Annotated in this window: 9 protein-coding genes; 4 read left to right on the forward strand and 5 right to left on the reverse strand. The window is 41.4% G+C overall.

The genetic code is table 11. The annotated features are described in order from the left end of the window. The first annotated feature begins 56 nt into the window (after window positions 1–56). Together QUA90_RS02680 and QUA90_RS02685 are read left to right on the forward strand one after the other, a co-directional pair. Window positions 57–773, forward strand: a complete 717-nt coding sequence (locus QUA90_RS02680; RefSeq protein ID WP_333443756.1) for a hypothetical protein — start codon at window positions 57–59, stop codon at window positions 771–773. 300 nt (window positions 774–1,073) lie between these two features. After that, entirely contained in the window at window positions 1,074–1,292 is a 219-nt protein-coding gene (locus QUA90_RS02685) for a hypothetical protein (protein WP_333443758.1), read from the forward strand. A gap of 151 nt (window positions 1,293–1,443) precedes the next feature. Here the strand turns inward: QUA90_RS02685 and QUA90_RS02690 are convergent, their stop codons facing one another. Further along, entirely contained in the window at window positions 1,444–2,469 is a 1,026-nt protein-coding gene (locus QUA90_RS02690) for a poly(ethylene terephthalate) hydrolase family protein (protein ID WP_333443760.1), read from the reverse strand. Window positions 2,470–3,039: 570 nt separating this feature from the next. On the opposite strand from QUA90_RS02690, the gene QUA90_RS02695 reads away from it, so the two are divergent. Together QUA90_RS02695 and QUA90_RS02700 are read left to right on the forward strand one after the other, a co-directional pair. Beyond that, complete coding sequence (locus QUA90_RS02695) at window positions 3,040–3,489, forward strand: hypothetical protein (RefSeq protein ID WP_333443763.1); 450 nt, start codon at window positions 3,040–3,042, stop codon at window positions 3,487–3,489. A 94-nt stretch (window positions 3,490–3,583) separates the two neighbouring features. Further along, window positions 3,584–3,754 carry a hypothetical protein gene (locus QUA90_RS02700; RefSeq protein WP_333443765.1) on the forward strand — a complete coding sequence of 57 codons (171 nt, stop codon included), beginning with the start codon at window positions 3,584–3,586 and terminating at the stop codon, window positions 3,752–3,754. Window positions 3,755–3,933: 179 nt separating this feature from the next. Here QUA90_RS02700 and QUA90_RS02705 read toward each other — a convergent pair whose 3' ends face one another. Genes QUA90_RS02705 through QUA90_RS02720 form a run of 4 tightly spaced genes read right to left on the reverse strand, consistent with a single transcriptional unit; the run spans window position 3,934 to window position 20,163 of the window. Beyond that, on the reverse strand, window positions 3,934–6,072 hold the full coding sequence (locus tag QUA90_RS02705) for a UvrD-helicase domain-containing protein (protein WP_333443767.1): 2,139 nt from the start codon (window positions 6,070–6,072) through the stop codon (window positions 3,934–3,936). Window positions 6,073–6,110: 38 nt separating this feature from the next. Beyond that, entirely contained in the window at window positions 6,111–12,437 is a 6,327-nt protein-coding gene (locus tag QUA90_RS02710) for a DEAD/DEAH box helicase (protein ID WP_333443769.1), read from the reverse strand. After that, window positions 12,434–17,299 carry an Eco57I restriction-modification methylase domain-containing protein gene (locus QUA90_RS02715; RefSeq protein WP_333443771.1) on the reverse strand — a complete coding sequence of 1,622 codons (4,866 nt, stop codon included), beginning with the start codon at window positions 17,297–17,299 and terminating at the stop codon, window positions 12,434–12,436. The genes QUA90_RS02710 and QUA90_RS02715 overlap by 4 nt, the downstream gene beginning before the upstream one ends. Then, window positions 17,296–20,163: a DEAD/DEAH box helicase gene (locus QUA90_RS02720; RefSeq protein WP_333443773.1), complete on the reverse strand. Its 2,868-nt coding sequence runs from the start codon at window positions 20,161–20,163 to the stop codon at window positions 17,296–17,298. Before QUA90_RS02720 ends, QUA90_RS02715 begins: the two co-directional genes overlap by 4 nt. Window positions 20,164–20,292 lie beyond the last annotated feature (129 nt).

Below are 20,292 nucleotides of genomic sequence, written 5' to 3' on the forward strand. Positions count from 1 at the left end.
ATAGTTCAAGATATCCTAAGAAGCTTACCCGGTACAGATAAACATAAAAATGTGATATGAACGTTTCGGAAGACTTGAATGGGGCATGGAAAGATGTTTGGAATGTCTTGGAACCAGAGAAATCTTGGTTGACCGATGCAGGTAAATGCGATTGCATCCAGAAAAAACTTTCCTATTTTAATTCCCAACACGGCAACAGTTCGCAACATATTGACCGAGTTATTAAAGCTTTATCTAGAGGAAAGGCTTTAGTTCAAGCAGCGATCGAATGGCAAAATCCTGCCATCGGTCAAAGCGAAACCCGCAGCGTCAATGATAAGCTGCGGGGACATCAGTGGAGGCTGGTAATCGCCTACAGCGGTTTTGAGATTGCATCTAAAGCTTTAATGATGGACAAGTGGAAGAGGCAAGTTGAGAAGGAGATGTATGAAAGATTTCTGGAAAAATGCGTCCTGCCCGACTACAAACCAATAGAGCCGCCTAGAGATAAACCAAAGCTTGAAAAATGGCTGGATAAGGAAGAGGGGGCATTAGCCACATTCCTGGGATTAACTTCAGGAGATAAGAAAGCGATCGATCGGTGGCTGGTTCAATCCCAATCTGTAGATTCCTGGTGTGAGGCATACAAACTGGCGAAAGCTCTGAGAAATGCTTCGGCTCACGGATTCTTACTGCCAACTAAGATCCATGACTGGGGGCTCAAGAACGGATTTCTTAGACTGACCGACGATTTGGCAAAGATTGTGATAGCTGGACTAAGCAAACTTGCCTAAACTATGTTCGGAGAATTATGGGGTTTGCATATTTGCCGACGAGGTATTGACTTTTAGCAGCGATTCAGCATATCATTGAGCTAGAAATATGCAACGGGTCTGAAAGGCGCAATTTTTCGAGACTGTTGCATATTCTTTGTTTTTGAAGGATTCAGAATAAATCGAAAACGATGTCGGAGGTCGGCGGCTGGGCTATCGCACCAGTTAATCAGACCTGGAGCCGAGAGTTTTTTGGCGTTCCCCGGCAATTGCGATTAGAGGCGTACCGATTTCATACCTAACTGCCCATAAGTTCGTTCGATGAAAGAAAGCGCAAAATTCCAGAAAGGGCAAAGAGTGGGCATCTACAACTCCCAAGGGTCGCGACAGATTTATGAAGTAGATGAGGTTGCTTGGTCTGGGTCAACTTGGATGTATACTTTTTTAGAATGCGATACTAAAAATCCGGTGTTTATTACTTTTAGCAACAACGGTTATTCTCGGTATCGGCAAGCAGAACGCTGGCTATTTTTGATTTAAACAATCAAAACTGGGGTTTTTGCCACTGGGCCATCTATCACACCACTTGCTTGTACCTCCCTTCCCCTATCGCCACAGACAGCCAATAATGCTTCGGCTGCTGCGCCTGCATTTATTCGGATGTTGGTGCAGCGATCGCACTGTATAACGGTCAGCGAAGGAGTGGGTTAGAAGATGGTTCTGGAGTTGCAACGGTGGTAACACGGACATTCGGATCGAGGGCATCACCTTGAGAGTAAATATAATCAAATGCAGCTCGATCTTTAAGCATATTTGCCCGCAAAAACAGGGCGCTCCAACGGGCGATCGTTTCAATCCCAACGGCTCGATTTAATGTAGCAGTATTGCGATCGGGCATCGCACCAGCGGGGTTATTAACATTGGTAATGCCGAAATGATTTGCACCCATAACAGTAATCAAAGCTTTGGGTGATGTTTGAATATTATCGAAGGTGCTTTGAGCTCGATCGGGCAGGGCGACACCATCGATAGATCCTTGAATCAACGCCACTGCAATGCCATCATTAGCGATGGGTACAAATTCATTAGCAATGGGATTCCGCAAGTTAGCTCCAAAAAATGCACCCGCTAATAATTCTTTCGGGCGCGTAAATGGCTCTTGACATAAATACAATTCTGGAAGGCATTTGTTAGCAATCACTGATAGCCCCACTGCACCACCAAAAGAATGACCCAATAAACCAAGGCGCTGCGTATCGACAACAGACGCAATCGGAGATGTGGGCTTTGTGTTTTCGATCGCCATTTGAGATAAAACCGCCGCAATTTGCGAAGTTTCTGACAGCAAGCTAGGCGGTGAAGTGGGATTGAAGGGCGAAGGGCGCAAATGGTTCGGAACGACTACCACAAAGCCGTACCGCGCCACGAGGCTAGCGTAATCTGAATAAAAGGATTTATCTACAAGCGCACCTTGCAATAAAAGTACAATGGGGAAAGAGTAATTGCCAGAATTAATATCGGATGGCTTGGGATAATAAATGTCAGCTAAATCGTTATTAGCAGATATCGTTGTGCTGTAAAAACCAACTTCTTTAAATTGCGGTGAATAATCGATTGTTGTACCAGAGGTTTTGGTACAAACTATAACAATAAATGCAACACTTACGCAAACAATTCCTAGGGTCTTGAGAGAGAACAAATGAGGTTCAAAATTCATGCTTATTTTTGGGTTAAAAGTGCGTGCCTAAGCTAGTGAAGAAAAGTAAGTTGGAGATGGCTGGCGATTCAAGGAGCGGGAATTATTTAAATGGTATGAGAGATGGCTCTTAGGAGTACCAAGGCATCTTTTTAATAGTTTGAAAATTGTAGCCGTTTAAAATCTTTGTGATTTACAGCTTTTGTGGCTTGTTTTGTGCTGGTAGCCTAAAAACGCTACCTGAAATCTAGACTCCAGACAAAGCGAGTAAAATCTACCTAAAGGTATAACCTTAATTATAGCTTTAGTTAGATACGAAATATAGTTCATATTGAATGAATTAGCTAAAGTGCGTTGTTGACTTGACTATAGCAATTCCCCGCCTGGTGAGAAGTTAGAGGGATGATAAATCAGGCGTCAGACCCGACCTATACTAAATCCGTTGAATGAGTTTATCCAGTCCAATCCCCAGCTACGATCGGTTAAAGGAGATGAGAGCGTCGAATAGAAGCTGTTAATCAAGGACTTGATGAATGCACCTAGAAGATGAGTGGTATTTGGTTGCGCTTAATGCTCCAAAGCAGAAGCCAAATGTATAAAATATCCTTGGCGTGGGAGCGAAGCCACTTGCAAGCGGGCATCGTGGCTATTCCTCCCGAGTCAGGAACGATCGCTCATAATGTTCATGAAAGCGAGCAAAGTTTATTATCGTTGAATTTGGGCAAGCGCTCGCATTTAGCAAGAACAGCAGTACATAGCTCCTGTCGGTGTAATATTTTTGCTTCGATTCAATTTACCAAAGCTATCAAAGTCAAGGAGATTGACATGGAATGTCCAGGGTGCAAGGGGCTCAAAATCGTTCACGTCCGAGCTGTTCCAGGTGTCCACCAACAATATGATGTGGAATGCCCCGTTTGCGATGGAACTGGAGAGCTTCCAAACTCCGCCGTACTCCCGAACCATTGCCCCGCGTGTGGCGAACCTGTGCGCGCTGGGGAGACGTGGTGCGATCGGCATAAACCAGCAGAGCAATTTGAGTAGGCATTAAACTAAGATCAGTGTCAAGAAAGAAGAATTATATTCTTTAGAAACTGATTTTGTAGAAAAAAGCTTCATAATTACTTTAGTTTTGCCAATGAATATTCCTCCTAATCAATCTAACAACCCGGTATTTGAGAGACAGAGTTGGTTTAGCAACCGCAAAGCCCTGGAATATATTAGGTATTGTTTGAAAGCAGCCCGTCAGGACATCCGCATTGCTTCAGGATTTTTTACGATTCGCGGTTGGGGATTAATCCGACAATAGACCTCTTGCAAAATAATTTTGTGCTATTATGGAAAGTTTAGCCAATTTTATAATCTAGCAGGCTCGGCAAGTTTAAGGAGATGCCAATCAACCCAATAATTAAAAGTTTGAGATAAACTTGAGCAAACTTTTAAGGATAACACATATTTTTTTTGCAAGAGGTCTATTCTTTTTGTCCCCTAGGTTGTTCCTGGTAATAAAGAACTAGCTTGACCGTAGTAGCTAACAACAACACATCGTTTAGCACGAGTAGCTGCTACATGAATAAGGGAACGTTCAGAATTAATCAATGAATTCTGAGCAGCTTTATCAGAAGCGTTATGTAATGCTGATCTGAGTGGTAAAATACCATCATTAATACCTGCTAAAATAACATATTCAAATTGTAATCCTTTAACTCGATGCATTGTAGCAACACGAACACCTAATTGAGATAAATTGTCGGGTTGGCTGCGCTTAATTTCTTGTGTTTTTATGCCCGATTGATTAAGAGCCGAGACATATTTTTTAACTAGCTGATTTGTACGTACCATAATGCAAGTATTAGATAAAGCAAAACCATTACTTTCTCGCTGCTGAAGGTATGTTTTAATGAACCCAATCTCTTCATCAAAACTAGAAAATCCTTGTACAATTGGCTGATCACCATGAAGTAGAGACCGATATCCTTTTAGGTCATCTTGGTTTCCATCTAGGTCATCAACTGTAACGCCAGCAAGAACCATTGTTGCCCACTTCCTAGTTTCATCGGTGGTGCGATAATTAATTCTTAGTTTGCGAGAACGCCCTTTGATATCTACACCACAACGGCTTAAAACCAATTTACGTCCATAAATACGTTGGTGGGGGTCACCGACAATGAAAATATCATTACCAGCATTTTTAGGAGGAACCATAGACCTAATTAGCGAAAAAGCTGCTTCTGTCATATCTTGAGCCTCATCCACAATCACAGACTTGAAAGGTAAGGTTTCCCCTGGTTTGCTCTGCAATAAACTACAAACATCGCGCATCGCATCTTCGCTTTCTTTCCAACCCTTTTGCTGGAGCAGGGAACGATATTCTTCAAAAACAACCCAAATAGCAGCGCGTTCGGCTCGATTGAGTCTTGTACCACGTCCAGTTCTTGTAACTGTTAAGTATTGTTTGAGGTTTGTAATTCTATTAGCTTGAATTACTTCACGCCATTCATCTTGGTAAAAAGCAAGAGTTAATGATGGAGATTCAGGTTTGCATTCGTAAGCTTTTTCCCAAAGTTCCACCACTTGCTCATCGTAAACAATTTTAGTGGTTACACCTTCACTCTTTAAAAATGATGTTACCCAAGCATCAATATTTTCAACTCGTATGCGACGCATAGTTTCAGGAGAGCAAATTTTACGTAAATTAGCCTCAATATCAACTGCAAGATTGCGGGTGAAAGTAGTAAATAAAATGCGCTCACCTGGATTGGTAAACCGATTTTCTGCCAGCCATTTAGCACGGTGCATTGCAACTACTGTTTTACCTGTTCCTGCACCACCTAATACTCGTACTGGCCCTTTCCAGTCGCGTTCAACCAAACGTCTTTGGCTGGGGTGGAGAAATACGCGCCATTTTTCTAGGGGAGCCGCCAGAATTTCTAACAGTTCTGCTTCGTTTTCTACAACTCGGAAACGGAGTTTACTATCCTCTTGTTCTAAAGCTATATCAATATCTTCTGGATCAATGGTTTGTTCACGGTTTTTATCTTGAGCTGTAAGAGTTTCTTCGAGAGAGTACCCAGCACCTAACATTAGTAAAGCATCAGCAGATTCTTCGGGTAATTTAGATATTAATTTGTCAATATCTTCGTCAGTTACGACTGCGCGAACTGCACTTAATAATTCATTGGGAATACCAAGCCGCAGTAGATATTTATCTGATATATCATCAAATCGACCAGGAACTTGTGGGATTTTTCTGCTAGAAATTTCTGCTTCAATTGCGGTTGCTTCTTCAATATCTATAATTTGTAACCCACCAGATTCTGGGTTAACTTTACAAACTCGACGTTGCGCCCATTTGTAAGCATCATCGTGATTATCAACCCATAATAGAATATAAGTATTTCCCTTATCAGGTTTGAAAACAATAGCTCTATATGACAAGTCAATGCGAACAGATTTTAATCGAGAGTCTCTACCGTTAATTGACTCATAATTAATACTAGAACGAGTTGGATCTTTCTTGAAGTTTTCCAAAAATACATTTGTTTTACCCTGAATTTGTCGAGGTAGCCTACTAAAAGCGTCAAGAAAATCTGCGGATATTGCTAATTTTGGTTGATGATTTAACATATAATTACTTCCTTTATGCTTTTGTATTTAGTTAATCATTAATTGATATATAGACTGCGGAATCTTTCTGGATTTGCCATAACGTCGGCAATAGTAGCTACCTGCCATCCGGCTAATTTAAATAGCTTTAAACTGTTATTTTCTTCAATTATAACAGCACATTTGTAACTCAACCAAGCTAATTCAGCCTCAGCACTAACAACTTCATTACTATCCATTAACTCATAACCCACCTCTGGTAAATCCCAGTTATGCTCTTGCATATAGCGTAACAATTCTAATGTTGTCTCATCAAAAACGAGTTTCTCTACTTCTTGCCAAGCTGTTACATTATGTTGAACTGTTGGTTGAAATTTAATCGGGTTTCCTTTGGGAGGTACTAATGCAGAATTTAAACCATTGTCATTACCTTGAGCAGTCACAACATAACTGTGGTCAAGAAATTGTAAAATATTGAAATACCGTAAAACTCCTATCCAAGTTTTTTGTAATTCTTTTTCAGCTTCTGTGGCTTTATCATCCAAATAAATAACGACAAACGAGCCAGCACTATCGAAAGATGAATGACGTTTGCCATCTACAGAAAGGTAAATACTTGCCCAAATTTTGTCGTTATTTATAATCAACTCAACTAAACCTAACATTTTACCATTTTCTATTGGTTTAAATGCCTCTATAACTGAGGCATTACTTTTACTTAATAATGCTTCTACCCAAGATTGACGAGCATTTTGCGGGCTGAAACGAACATTATCAAACTGAGCAGACGTTCTCATCAGAGCAAAGTTTTTCCATAAATCTCTATTTGGGTTAACTAGAAAATTAGTTAACCAAACAAAACTATTTTTCTGAGAAACAAGCCGTAATTCACTGCATCGATATTTTTCATATAGCGTGCCTTCTTTAGCCTTAAACTGCTGACTAACACCGACTTCCAAAAGGTCAATATAAAAATCAGCTTGCGTATTAGAAAACTGCGATTCTACATCTCCCCAAGTTAAAGACCAAACGTGATATCTATTACTTTTGGCAATTGCCATACGTTGGAGGAAATCTTCAGCAATGCGGTGTGCATGGTATTGCCAGCCATCGGTAAATATGACTATTGGTTTAATTGCTGTTGTATTTTTAGCAGGATAAAAGACAAAATCGGCTAGACTACGAACTTCAACCCCTTCATTTATGCCAAGTTCGACCTGTGGTTCAACATTCCAATCTTGATTACCAATTCTAATAAAATAACCAGCTTTTCCGTTAACTATTTCTTTGCGAACAATGGTCGGTTCGTTATTATGGCGGTAGCGTCGTAATGCTTCAATTAAACGTAGCTCAAGGATGCTGTCAAATAAGGCATTCAGCTTAACTTGAGAAAGCGCTCCTTGAGTTTCAGTTAATTGATGACGATGGCTAACAATAGTATTAAGTAAATCAATTGCTGTCCTGCGGCTGGTTTGGTCTTGGTCAAAACTATTACGATAACCGTATAAGCAGTTATAACAGCCATCATTGCAATCGCAAGCACGTAAAATAATTAGTGCTTTTTCAAACACAGAGAAAAAGTTATTTGGATCACGTAGTAATTGGCGTAGATATCCAGTACCCCCAGGAATGGTGTCATATAAAAATAGAAAAGGTTTGCGTAACAAACTAGGTGTATTTTCTTGCGGTTCGTGACTAATAAGGGTTCTGAGGTGGTCTACTTTCCCCTTAAAGTATTGTTTTAACCCTAGTTGTAGGGCTGCAATAAATGAATGTAATTTTTTATCAGAAGTTAAAGTTTCTACAGGTAGCAATATCCTGATTGCTTCCGATTCAAATTGTCTGAACAAGTATAAAATATCGGTAAAATCGTTTTCACTGCTACTTTCACGGCGGGAACAAGTCAAGGCGTGTGCTGGTTTTTCCGGGTCAGTTTGAACTTTACCGCAATGGCGACAAATCCGAAAACCAGGACGGGGACGGTTAACACCAGCGACTTCAAAGTTTTCAGATTGGGAATTACCCTCCCCAAAATTTACTTCTCGGAAGGTGACTCGTGAAATAAATTCAAAACCAAAGGGAAATTCATCATTTTTAATTACAAAGGTTTTTTCCCGTGCTTCTGGTTCAAAATCAACCAGCATTTGTTGAGTAAAAAATGCTGGTTGGCGCTCATCTTTATCATCACCAATACGGCTTTCTCTGGCATTAGTAGTCGCTATAACTTGGCGCAGACGAATCATTTTGCGCTTGCGTCCTGCATCCAACCACATTCCGTCCCTACAACGCGGACAAGCGCGTTCTTTGGCTGCATCTAAAATAGTCGGAGCAGCGTAAGAACAGTTTCTACACAACCGCCACTCTTCAATTTTGGAAATGTTTAAGTCGATTTGGTCAATTTTGACGCGGTTCCCCTCAGCGTAAAATACACCAGAAGGAGCAAGTTCTCGCAACGCGCTCGCACTAGGACGTTCGTACTCAAAGGTAAAGGTTTCGTACTTCCCAGATGCACCATCTCCTTTAATATTTCTTTGTCGCCAAATAATAGACTTCAGGATTACGCCGGGTTCGGGGAAGGCATAATTGGGTAGCAACCCTTCATCAGTAAAAAACTTGAAGGTGTTTTTATCGCTGATATTTTTGGCTAACTCCATCAACCCCCCTCGTTCGCGGTGGAGTTCGGCTAGTTCTTCTTCATGATTTTGACTCGTGGCAGCTTTCTCTTTATCTTTGATACGTCGCCGTAAAGTATCACTCTGGTTTTTCAAGCGACGGCGTTCTTCTACTACTTCCTGCAAGCGGTTGACAATGTGCCAACGCAGTCCCCCTTCATCGTTCTCGCCTTTCTCAATAAATATTTTCAACTGTTCGGCGCTGCGGGTGGATATTTGATTTTGGAAGAGGTCGAGAAAATCTTGCAGCAGTTCTAACTGTTGGTTTTCAATAAAACTCAACCATGTATAAGGAAAGCGAGTTAAATCACGTTGCTGGACGCTATCTAAAACAGTCCCAAATCGTTCGGGTAGTTGCTCTGGAGTAACACCTTGGGACACCCAACGGTCGAGACAGTAAGCAGTGAGTTGGCGTTGTAAAATTGCTGAAGCATCGAGGTAAGAACTGGGAGTATCCACCCCGCCTGCAATCATTAACATTGGATCAGCCCAAAAATACAAGTCATGGGAAGTACCGTTGGCGATCGCGGCGATAAAAGCATTCCCATCTCGACGACCTGCACGACCAATACGCTGCTGGTAGTTTGCTTGGGCGGGAGGAACGGAACATAATAAAACTGAGGAAAGCGTACCAATATCAATCCCCATTTCCAGTGTTGAAGTAGCAGAAAGAAGATTGGGGTCGTAGCGGTGGCGACCTGTGATAAAGCGATTTTCTAATTCTTCGCGGACATCTCTTTCTAATAGCCCGGTATGTTCTCTAGCAAAAATGCGCCACACTCGACCTTTAGAATATAAATTGCGGTAAAAATCGCGGGTTTTTCGTTCAGATGGTTGATATTTTCCGGTACACTTGGGACGCATACATGGTGTATCCGTCCATAGTCTTAATTCTTCAGGGGAAGCGGTAATACTGTGACCGCATTTGTCACATTCAAAGTGATGGGCTGTAGTATCTAAATATAATGCTGTTTGTTCGACACCCCAGACTTTTGCATTATTACGTGTTTCCCTCACTCCAAAAATATGATGAGCCAGCAGTTGATTTAAAACTAGGTTGTAGAGGTTTTCTACCTGGGTGAGAATCAATGGCGCGTAGCTAAAAAATAGCTTAAAAGCCCAATTTTCACACCAAGTTGCTTTTCCTGATGGTCGGACTAAGGTTTCAAAGCGAGGAACACTACCATTTTGGACAAAATAGACGGGTGTAAGGGAGGAAGGGCCAAAACCAGGCATAAATAATGGTTGCTGCAATCGAAAGGTTTGACCGCCACTTTCAATATAGTTTTCTGCCATCGAATGCAAAATACCACCTTGTAACCGTAGATGAGAAATTAAACCCAAAAGGAAACGGTGTAGGGTGTCCTGGTCAAGGTTTTCCAGCCCGCCGATTTCGTTGCGAAGTTGTTCTAGTAGGCTTAAGCAGGCAGGGTTAAGCAACTTACTATCGAGAAAAACGGCACAAGTATCTGTGCGTTCTAGCGAAGCTCCCAAATTTGTCCGCAAACCAATTTCTGCAACTACTTCCCAATCCAGTCGTTTATTAATTAAGTCAACAAGGCTGGGTTTTGCTGTTCCTGCTTGTTGTAATTCTTCCCATTCCCGCAACCATTGCAAATCTGAGGGCATAAATGTGGCAATATAATCACCATCGTTACCAATTTTATTCCGCCAATATTGATAAAAATCAGCCCGAATAGCCGCTAAATTCCCTGCTGTTGCTTTCTGATCAAGGTACTGACGTAGGGCGGTTCTCAAGGTAGTACGGAAGGTGCGAGTTTCAAAAAAACCTGCACGGTGTGCTGCGTCTTGTACAGAGTCGGAAAAAGTAATTAGTTTGCGATCGTCGTTGTAAGCTGATGAAAATAAAGTACCAATTGCGGCACTAGCTAAACTTGCAGCACGAGAACCAAGGATTGCTAAACCATTTTTACTACCACAGAAGGGGCAATCATGGTTAGAAATCCGCCGGGAATTGCCGTTTTTGGTTTTTATCGTGCGAACAATCGTATCTTGGTCTGGTTCGATAACTGGAATAAATTCCTGGCTAGCGCACCTATAACAACTATGGGCATCTGTGCGGTTAAGGTTTAGACATTCGGTACAAAGTTGCCAAGATAACCAACCTCTATCGTTATTTTTATCTTGGTTGGGAAAAACATAGGTAATTAATGGGTCGTTTGAGAAGTAAGCTTTATAAAAGTCCCGCAGGTCACAAGCTATTTTATGGTTTGTTGCTTGCTGCCTTAATCCTCCCCATCCTGTACTACCACAATCTCGACAGTGTATCACTGGCAGGACACGCCCTTTTTCTTCTGATGCTTGGTCGTCAGCAAATACTAATTGGGGTTCTTGCTCTACAGTTCCCACCATACGGCGCAGTTCTCGCAGCCAAAATTGCAAACGAATATTAACCCAAGGGACAAGGGCAGTGTGCAATTGACGGCGGGCAGTGGCGCACAAAGCGATTAAACTATCAAATAAGGACGCTTGATAAATTGGGTCATCGCTATCTGGCAAGCGCATTTTCCGGCTGAGTTTCTGCCAGAGTTCGGTTAGGGAAATTGCTCCTTGGTCTAAAACTTTAAGTAGGTTGTGGACAATAGGTAGAGATTTTAAGCGATCGCCAAGTTCAACCTGCCATTCGTTACTATTAAATGGTTCGCTAATTGCTTCCTCCAACCATAACTGATATTGGGCGCGAATATATTTCTCAGTAGTTTGGTAGTTAGCAGCTTTAAGAATTTCTAATTTATCGGGTTCGGGAATGGGGAGGGGGTTGATGTAAGCATCAAAGAGAAATTCCCCGCAAGCAAGTCTATCTTCTTCAACTAGGGCATTTTCGTCAAAGGGTTCGTCAAAAACCGTAGTTGCATACTTCAACATATCCTCTTTGTTACCGCTACCACCCAAGGTTGCAGAAGTACCAACACAGGCTAAATGACGTTTGGGAGTTTGCAACCTGGCTTTGACGCGGCGGATTAAACAAGCCAAATCGGTTCCCTGTGCGCCATCAAAGGTGTGAATTTCGTCAACTATTAAATAACGTAGGGTTTCTGGTGCATTTCCTACCCATAATGGTTGGTCGCCAGGACGAATCAGCAGATAGTCCAGCATTTTATAGTTAGTTAGCAAGATGTCGGGGGGAAGTTGCCGCAGGATATCTTTATCGGTGATGATATGGTCTTCACCCATCATCGCCTTTGGATCTCGTTCCGACTCGCCTACAAATAACCCAGCAGTTACCTTACCTTTTAATTTTGGGTTGTGCCAAATGAGACTTGCTAACCGCTTTGCTTGGTCGGTAGCGAGGGCGTTCATGGGGTAAATTAGCAGTGCTTTAATACCTGGTTCGCTCTCATGCTGGTAGCAGTGGTTGAGGATGGGTAACATAAAACACTCTGTTTTTCCCGAACCGGTTCCCGTAGCGACGAGGGTTGATTGGTAGTAGGGTGATTTTAATCGGGCGAAGGCTTGTTCCTGATGGCGGTGTGGGGGAAATGCCATTGGCACATCGGGGAAATAGTCTGCACCTGTAGAACCGGGGCGAAATGGTAAACCAACAGAGAGGTAAGGGCCTTTAAATACAGCTTCCGGTGTTGCTAAGAAGCGTTGCATCAGCCCTTCAAACCCTGGGGAGGCAGGGCGAAATTCGGTTTTGAGGAAATCTTCAATACTGGCGCGAACTTCTGAGGCGACTACTGACGGTATCATGATTTAACCTCCTGTTCGGCAAAGCGTTTTTCAAAGGCTTCCCAAGCGATGTGGTAGTCCTCCTCCCTGTCGCAACGGTCGAAGGGGGCTTGGTAGATGATGGTGCGTTCGATGGGGCCACCTGGCATGGTGTCGTCGATAATGGTGCGTTCAACTGTACCTGTTTTCATGTCTTTAATGTCTTCCCATCCCAGTTCGCCTTTTTTACCTTTACGAGGGAAGCCAACACCTACAAGTCCTTTGCTGATGGTAAATACAATGCGCCCGTTTTGGTCGTACCAAGTATCTTTTTCGTATTGGCGCATAACGGGGAATTGGACACGGTAAATTGTTATAAGTTCGTCGAGGGTAAGTCCAAGTGCTATTGCTGCCAATACGTCAATTTCGACTAACGCTTGGCGGCGTTCGTAATCCGTGCGAAGGGCGATGTTGCGTTGCCAGTTAGGGGTTAGGTTTTTGAAAAAGTTATTGTTGAGGCGAAGGTCGTTTTTTGTCCATGTGTCTTGATTGAATTCATGAATATAGCAAGTTTCCCACAGTTCAGCGTAGTAGTTTGTTAGAGAAGAAAGTGATAAAAAACGAATAATTATACTATCATCAAAATCTGTCCCATAAACCAAAGGAAAGTCGTCTAAGGTTTGATGTAAGTTTGATTTGCCTGTAGTTTTTAGTAAAAAATCATAAATAATAGAACAAGTTAGTGAACCAAACATTAAAAATTGATGTTTTATTTGTTTAGGAAAAATATAACTTCTAATAGCATTAGTATGAGATACATTTTTAGGTATAATTGCACCAATTAAAGTTCTCTCGTTCGCTGAAGGGAGCATACCTCTGAAGACTAATCGATAATAGTCTGTTACTTTTTTAGGTACACTTTCTTCCTCTTCAAGCCAACTAACATTAGGGATGCGCCGTTGGTACTCATCAGTATAACAACCAGGAATATAATTAGTACGAGGTAAATAATCATCAGGTAAATTTGTTAGGTCTAAAGCATCATAATGGCTTTTTTCAGTACAAATTCTTCTAGGTGTCTTATATAGTGGTTGACCTACGTATAAATGTGGACCAGATAATATCCATTGATTTTCTGTTTTAGGAAAGCAGGTTTCTCGAATTATGGTCTCATCTTTTCCAACATTTGTTTTTCGAGCATTTGTTTCATCGAACATTACTGTGGGATAATATTGCCCTCTAAAATCACCTAAACGCTTTGATTGAGTAGTAAATTTTTCTAATACGTTAAGTAATTGTTGAGAATGAATAGCGGGAAGCCGAGATTGTTCTGCTGGTGTCTCTTCTACATCATAAAGTTGAGCAAATAAAGATAAAGCTTTTTTGTTGATAGTCAAAACTCGTTTTTCGTGCCCTTTAATGTCCCATTGATTATCATCAGTTTTTATCCCTCCTACCATACCTTTACCATCGTGTTCATAAGAAGCATCAATAGTTTTTGCGGAAAAAAGATTGGAAATATTATAAAAACTTAGATTTTTTTGCGGTTGTCTAAAAATATTGATACTATACTTAGCACGATGAGCAATAGGAAATAAAATATAAGCGTTTTGAAATTGAAAATGGTATTTTAAACGATGATATAATTCGGATCTTAATTGACCTCCTTTAGGATCATCATATACACCCTCTGGATGCAAAAAGCTTTGTACTGCCTTACGATTACTATACTGCCAGCTTTGAGGCAGAAAACACTTGAATAAATTTGTTTGTATTCCTTTTAATATGGGATAATTCTGAAAACCATTCAGAAAATTCTGAGTTCCTACAGACGCTTCATGCTCAAAAAAATAAGTAGAGAGTAATTTAGGGGACTTAACGAATATATCTGCTGCTTTTGCTATTTTGTCTAGTTCACTAGAAGAAAAGCCACGCAAATCGTACAAAGGTTCAGCATCTCCCATGACTCCACCTTGATCCCACTCCACTTTAATCCAAGGCGGATTACCCAAAATAAAATCAAACCCACCATTATCTGCAAAAACATCCGCAAACTCCAACTCCCAATGAAAAAATCTCTTCTCCTTCGCAATCTTCGCAACTATCCCCAACCTTGGAAAACGTTCCGCCAACTTTTCAACATTTACTAACCCATAACTATTAACAAACTCCTGCACTTCATTTTTCTGTGCTGTATCAGGAAATAACGGTAGCTCCGGTTCGTGTTCAAACGTCATTTCCGTTTCACCCAAAATCACCGCCAATTCCATAAAATACTCATACCTAGACGGCAATAAATCAGCCTTTTCAATCGGCCAAAACCACAAGGCGCACCAATAGTCCATGACAAATTTCAACCGTCGATAAGAGCTAGAATTACCCATACCTTCGGATAACTTCTCTTGCGCTAAAATTTTATCTTTTATTTCTAAAGTGCTGCTTTGATGTACATCCTCTTCATAACCAAAGATACTCAACGGGTCAGTAGTGCGTTGTCGCATCGCCTGCAATTTCTCGGTGTGACGCTGCCAAAGTTCATCTATGCGTTGAGATAATGTAACTAAACGGTCAACATCAAAATCGTTGTAGCGTGCTTTACAAAATCCCTTACGCCAATTATTTATAGTTTCAATTTCCTTTGCTGCTAAAGACTTAATAACTTTATCTGTATAGTTCGCCATTCCTGGGTCGGGCAACAAAAAGTGAAACACCATTCCATCAGGTAACTTTTCCCCTAACATCACCCGTTGGGGTTCGTGATCATACCAATATGGTTGTTTCTTCTCACGGGGAATTAACGTAGTGCTGTACACCTGACGACGCGCACCAATTAGTGAATTACCGCAGTGCAGTTGCATTCCAAACCAAGGTACAAATGCCTTTCTATTTTCGGGTTTGTAAATACAATTCAACCACAAGGACACTTCTGCTAACTCCACAGCAACCGGGTTTAAGTCAATTCCAAACACGTTACGGTCAGCCAAAAACATCTTAACTTTCTGCTTTTCCTGTAAATACTCGTCGTGGGGAATGCGTTTCTCTAACTCGTTTTGCTTTAATTCCAAATATTTCTCTGCTAACTGGGTAACAGCTTCATTCAAAAATGCTGCACTCCCCATCGCAGGTTCGCAAACTTTTAAGTTGAGAATATCATCTGCTGTCTTATCCTTAAGTAATTCCTTCAACGCATACTTAACCAAACAGCGCGTTAACGATTCCGGCGTATAATAAGAAGCAGAATTTTGGCGATCTCTTCCTGCTAAACGATAGATAAATTCGCCTTTGCGGCACATTTTCGCCGTACCGTCAGCATTAAATACCCGCTCCGCCGTCGTATATTTTTCTAAATCTTCCAACTTGACGAAGTAAGCAACATCCAATTCGTCATAGTTATTTTTTCCACGTTTGGGGGTTTCTTCTTCTACTTCTTCCTCGTCATCTTCCCCAGTTGATTCTTTACTGTTTTTCGCTGCACGCTGCACCTCGTACAAATCAGCCTCAGCAAAAAAGCCCCGGAAGCACAGTAAAGATTCATACACAGCACCCAACTGGTTAATTCCCAATTGTGCATAAGAAATACGTCCCCGACGCCTACCTTTACCCTCCCGAGACAGGGACATTAATTCAATCACGTCTCGGAGTATACTATTGCGGAACTTGACACGATTCAGTAGCTTAGTGCGTTCTGGGTCAAATAAATGACTTTTTAATGGTGCAAGTTCAAAAGTGTTATCATAAATTTTTTCTTCAGGTAAATACAGAGTTCCCGCATTACGTGGTGCGTACCCTTCCCAAATTATTTTAAATAGTTGGGTAAGAGAAGCATTAATAAAATAACCATTTTTATCTTCTTCTGTCCGTAATTCTACTTGCTCTAATTCCCGCAGCGATTCTAAACTGTAACCTTCCCGATAAATATCAGCATTCATCGGCGCATAACCCAAATCCCGTCGTGCTTCGATGTAAAAAAGAAACAGCAAGCGGTACATATAACGCAGACATTCAATTGATAATTGTCCTGCATCTAATTGTCCCGAAAATACCCCTTCTTTCCGCCTACTTTTTAAATACCAAACTGCTTCATTACCTAAAATTTCAATTGACTTTCTGAGAGCATATTTCAAATCATCGGAAACAGAAAAAGCATGACGATGAGAATTTTCATCTAATTCATCCAGTAAGGCTGTACCTTCGCTAGGACAAGTATTTTCTTTATGCAGTAAGGTCGCAGTTGCAAGTAGTGTATCCGATTCCTTGCGCGATAAAATTTCTGATAAATCAAACCGCAATAACCGTGATGCGTTCCACTTAAAACGATCAATGAGAATAATTCGATGAATGCTAGCAAGTAATAACCACCGGGGTGGCTCATCTTGAGCGAAAATATAATCAGAGACAATATCTTCTATAGTAAAATCAGACCAAACTAATTCCGCACTTGTATTGTTTTGATTATTTTCTTTTTCAGTAATTTCTGCTTGATTTAAACTTAAATCTAAAATATCAATGACTTCATCGCCTTCTGGTAAAGCTTCTATAATCCAAAGCAACGGCACTCCATTACTTTTTTTGACTTCACACAATATTGGGAGTAGTTGCCCTTCATCAAGAATGCGTTGAGTAGGTTCAATCTGATAACCTAAAGCGCCAAAAAATTCCGAAAACCATTGCTGTTGAAAAGTTATACGTTCCGCAATCTCCTTTTCTTTGGTAAAATTATTTATAAATCTAAAATAAGATGCAGCTAAACTTCCCAATAATTCGGGGGGAGATTTTGTTTCATTTTCAGCCGCAGCTTCTCGCCAGCGTTGAGCAATTCCTTTAATATCATCTTTGAGAATAGCATCAATATAGTGATTGGAATAAAACTCATTTTCGTTAGTAATTCCTATTAATTGGCTCATACAGTATCCCCCTGCAACACAGCAATAATTTTGATATATGGAGCAGGTTCGGTAGTCATGCTATCCTCCACCCAATGCCAATATTGATTAAAAATTTGCTCAATCCGTCGTTCTTCTTTTGATTTTTTCTGTTCAACCAAAGGAGTACCATCTGCAAAGCGCAATTCTAATTGTTGATAATGTTGACTTCTGAGCTTATCTAAACGATTTAACTGTTCCTGTAATTGGATGCCAATTTCCTCCTCAAATTTCTTCAGTTCCTCCAGCATTTTCTTTTCTGCTTCGGTGACTGCCAACCCACGCAAATTCAAAAGTTTTTCGTCAACAGGCAACATTTGATTGGGAATCGACTCCCGATCCAATTCGGTACGGCGCAGCGTTTCCTCAAAGTCTTCTGTATGCTTAACTTTTTGATTTTGAAACACTACACTTACCCACTTGTTGACTAGAGGTTGCCCACGACGGTTAGGAATTATACCTAACATAACATATACAACCTCATTTGCCAGTAGTTGGGGTAAAACAATAACGGGGGCTTGATGCCTGCCGAAAAGCGTTATACCACGGTCGTTTAACCAATCAACTATCGGATGTAGTTCCCAAAGATACTGAATAGAGGGCCAGCGTTCCTCAGATTTTCGTGATTCCTCTAGTTCGCGCATCACTTTGTTGCGATCGCCAGACAAACGCAATGCCTGATTCGATGCAGGTTGAATTTCTCTTGGTAAACGCTCAAAACGCGATCGCAGTTCGTTGGGCATTGTTAACTCGATTAACAACTCTTCCTCAACACTACGTAATTGCAAAGGACTTTCTTCATTAACCGCACCCAACGCCTCCAAGGTGTAATGATAATCATCGGGAAATAAACTTGGCATTTTCTGCATAGCAGCTTGTGCTTGGGGTTCCTCACTCACTTCTGGCTCATCCCCAAACACATTGGCAAACCAGTTATCATCATCCTCGCTCTTCTCATCCGGTTGCAGCCGTGCATCAAAGCTTTCTGCTGTTTCCCCCTGCTCAATTGCTTCTATGGCGGCTGATGTCACTTCCACCTCTCTATCGACATCAAACACCCCCATAAAAACTGAAGGGTCGCCAATATTTTTAATTGCTTGCTCGTCTTTCCTAACTAAAACGCTAACAATGCGCTCTGCTTCATCAACTTTTTTGTTATTCGAGCGAGTCAAAAGATAACGAATTTGCGGTTGTTGTTCTTGTCCGTAACGGTCAACTCGTCCATTACGCTGCTGCAAAGCCATTAAAGACCAAGGAATATCAAAATGTATGAGACGGTGGGAGAAATAATGTAAATTAATCCCTTCTGATGCTACATCTGTAGCTACTATCAAACGCAACGGAGATTTTTCATTACCAAATTCTTCGATAACATCCATCAACTCAACATCTGGCATTCCCCCATCAAGGGTAGCGATCGCTTCTTCTTTCAGCTTTAAATCGCGCTTTAAACTCTCCCTAAGAAACCGCATTGTCTCTAAACGTTCGGTAAAAATCACAATTCGGTCTTTTGGGTCTGTACCCTTCCAAGCAAACCCCCCAGCTTCGGTTGTACTGATTAGTTGTAATAACTTCTGATACTTTGAAAAATTTTTATGATCAATAGTTTCCAAAGCAGATTCTAAAGCCCTTAACTCGGCAACATCAGTATTTAAATGCTGATCATCAGTTATTTTTACTCGCTTGAGGCGATTACGTACTGTCTCCAAACAAGCCATCGGGCTGGACAGCATCGCTTTTAACAAAGTAGTTTTAAACAACTTACCTGTGGAAGCTTTCGCGTCAATCCCAGCTAGCTTTAAATTATTAAGAATATCAAACGCTTCCTCTTCTTCTACAGAAGCATTAGTTTCCAGTGCTAAAACCTGACGTTCAGGGAATTTTTTGAGAAGTTGCCCAACAACATCTTTCTTAAACCGCCGGACGTACAAATCTCGAATATCTTCCTTAGTGTAGTTCGACTCGTTGGCGATCGCTGTTGGGTCGAGCATATTCATCAAGCTAGCAAAGCTTTCCGCACGCCCATCATGGGGTGTCGCTGATAGCATAATTAAACTATCGGAACGGCTTGCTAAACGGTCAGCCAACTTAGAACGCAACGAAGCACTGCTACCACGTCCCCGACGAGCAACGTTGTGTGCCTCATCGATGACTATTACATCCCATTCAGCTTGCTCGATGTAAGTACGATACTCCCGGTCTTGTTTGAGGGTATCAACAGAGACAATAGCTTTATCGTAATAGTGGAAAGGATTATGGTTTGTGGGGATACGAGAGCGAATGCGTTGGATACCTACAGAATCAAGGCGTACCAGGGGTATAGTAAAACGTACCCAAAATTCTTTCTGGAACTGAGTCAGCATACTTTTGGTTGTTACAACCAAAATGCGTTTTGCTCGTCCCCGACGCATCAACTCAGCAACCAAAATTCCTGCTTCCAAAGTTTTCCCCAAGCCAACAGCATCTGCAATTAACAAACGTTGTCGCGGCATCGAAAGGGCTTTGAGCGTTGGGTCTAATTGGTAAGGCAGCACATCCATTGCTGCTTCGTGGCCAATGTAAAGATTAGTATCAGTGGGGGCAGTCTGCCGGAGATGAGCTTCGAGAAAAAGCAGCGAATTCCTATAGCGAGGAGTATTATCTGGTACTAATTTAGTGTCTTCCGGGTCTAAAACCTCTAGGTCTAGTTCTAATTCTTTGACAAACCGTGCAGTGCGACCTTTAATAAAATCACTTACACCTACAACTTCGATTATGTCAGAACCATTAGGTGTTCTTGAAGTGGATTTTACAAGCCACTCTGCATCTCTAGCAACAATCCGTGCACCAGGAGCAATTGTTTTCATATTAAGTATAAATTTTAAGTATAAAACAAGACAGTTAAATATTATACGATAAAGCTTTCGCTCTTAGGGGACAATCGGGAGAGCACCGCAAGCTATCGGTGCTGGCTGCTAAAACGGAGCGCAAGAAAG

The sequence above is a fragment of the Microcoleus sp. D3_18_C4 genome (genome assembly GCF_036702355.1).
Taxonomy (GTDB): domain Bacteria; phylum Cyanobacteriota; class Cyanobacteriia; order Cyanobacteriales; family Microcoleaceae; genus Microcoleus.

Excerpts from the sequence above, each read along its gene's own strand:
- QUA90_RS02680 (WP_333443756.1), top strand. The coding sequence starts at position 57 with ATGAACGTTTCGGAAGACTTGAATGGGGCATGGAAAGATGTTTGGAAT.
- QUA90_RS02685 (WP_333443758.1), top strand. The coding sequence starts at position 1,074 with ATGAAAGAAAGCGCAAAATTCCAGAAAGGGCAAAGAGTGGGCATCTAC.
- QUA90_RS02690 (WP_333443760.1), bottom strand. The coding sequence starts at position 2,469 with ATGAATTTTGAACCTCATTTGTTCTCTCTCAAGACCCTAGGAATTGTT.
- QUA90_RS02695 (WP_333443763.1), top strand. The coding sequence starts at position 3,040 with ATGTATAAAATATCCTTGGCGTGGGAGCGAAGCCACTTGCAAGCGGGC.
- QUA90_RS02700 (WP_333443765.1), top strand. The coding sequence starts at position 3,584 with ATGAATATTCCTCCTAATCAATCTAACAACCCGGTATTTGAGAGACAG.
- QUA90_RS02705 (WP_333443767.1), bottom strand. The coding sequence starts at position 6,072 with ATGTTAAATCATCAACCAAAATTAGCAATATCCGCAGATTTTCTTGAC.
- QUA90_RS02710 (WP_333443769.1), bottom strand. The coding sequence starts at position 12,437 with ATGATACCGTCAGTAGTCGCCTCAGAAGTTCGCGCCAGTATTGAAGAT.
- QUA90_RS02715 (WP_333443771.1), bottom strand. The coding sequence starts at position 17,299 with ATGAGCCAATTAATAGGAATTACTAACGAAAATGAGTTTTATTCCAAT.
- QUA90_RS02720 (WP_333443773.1), bottom strand. The coding sequence starts at position 20,163 with ATGAAAACAATTGCTCCTGGTGCACGGATTGTTGCTAGAGATGCAGAG.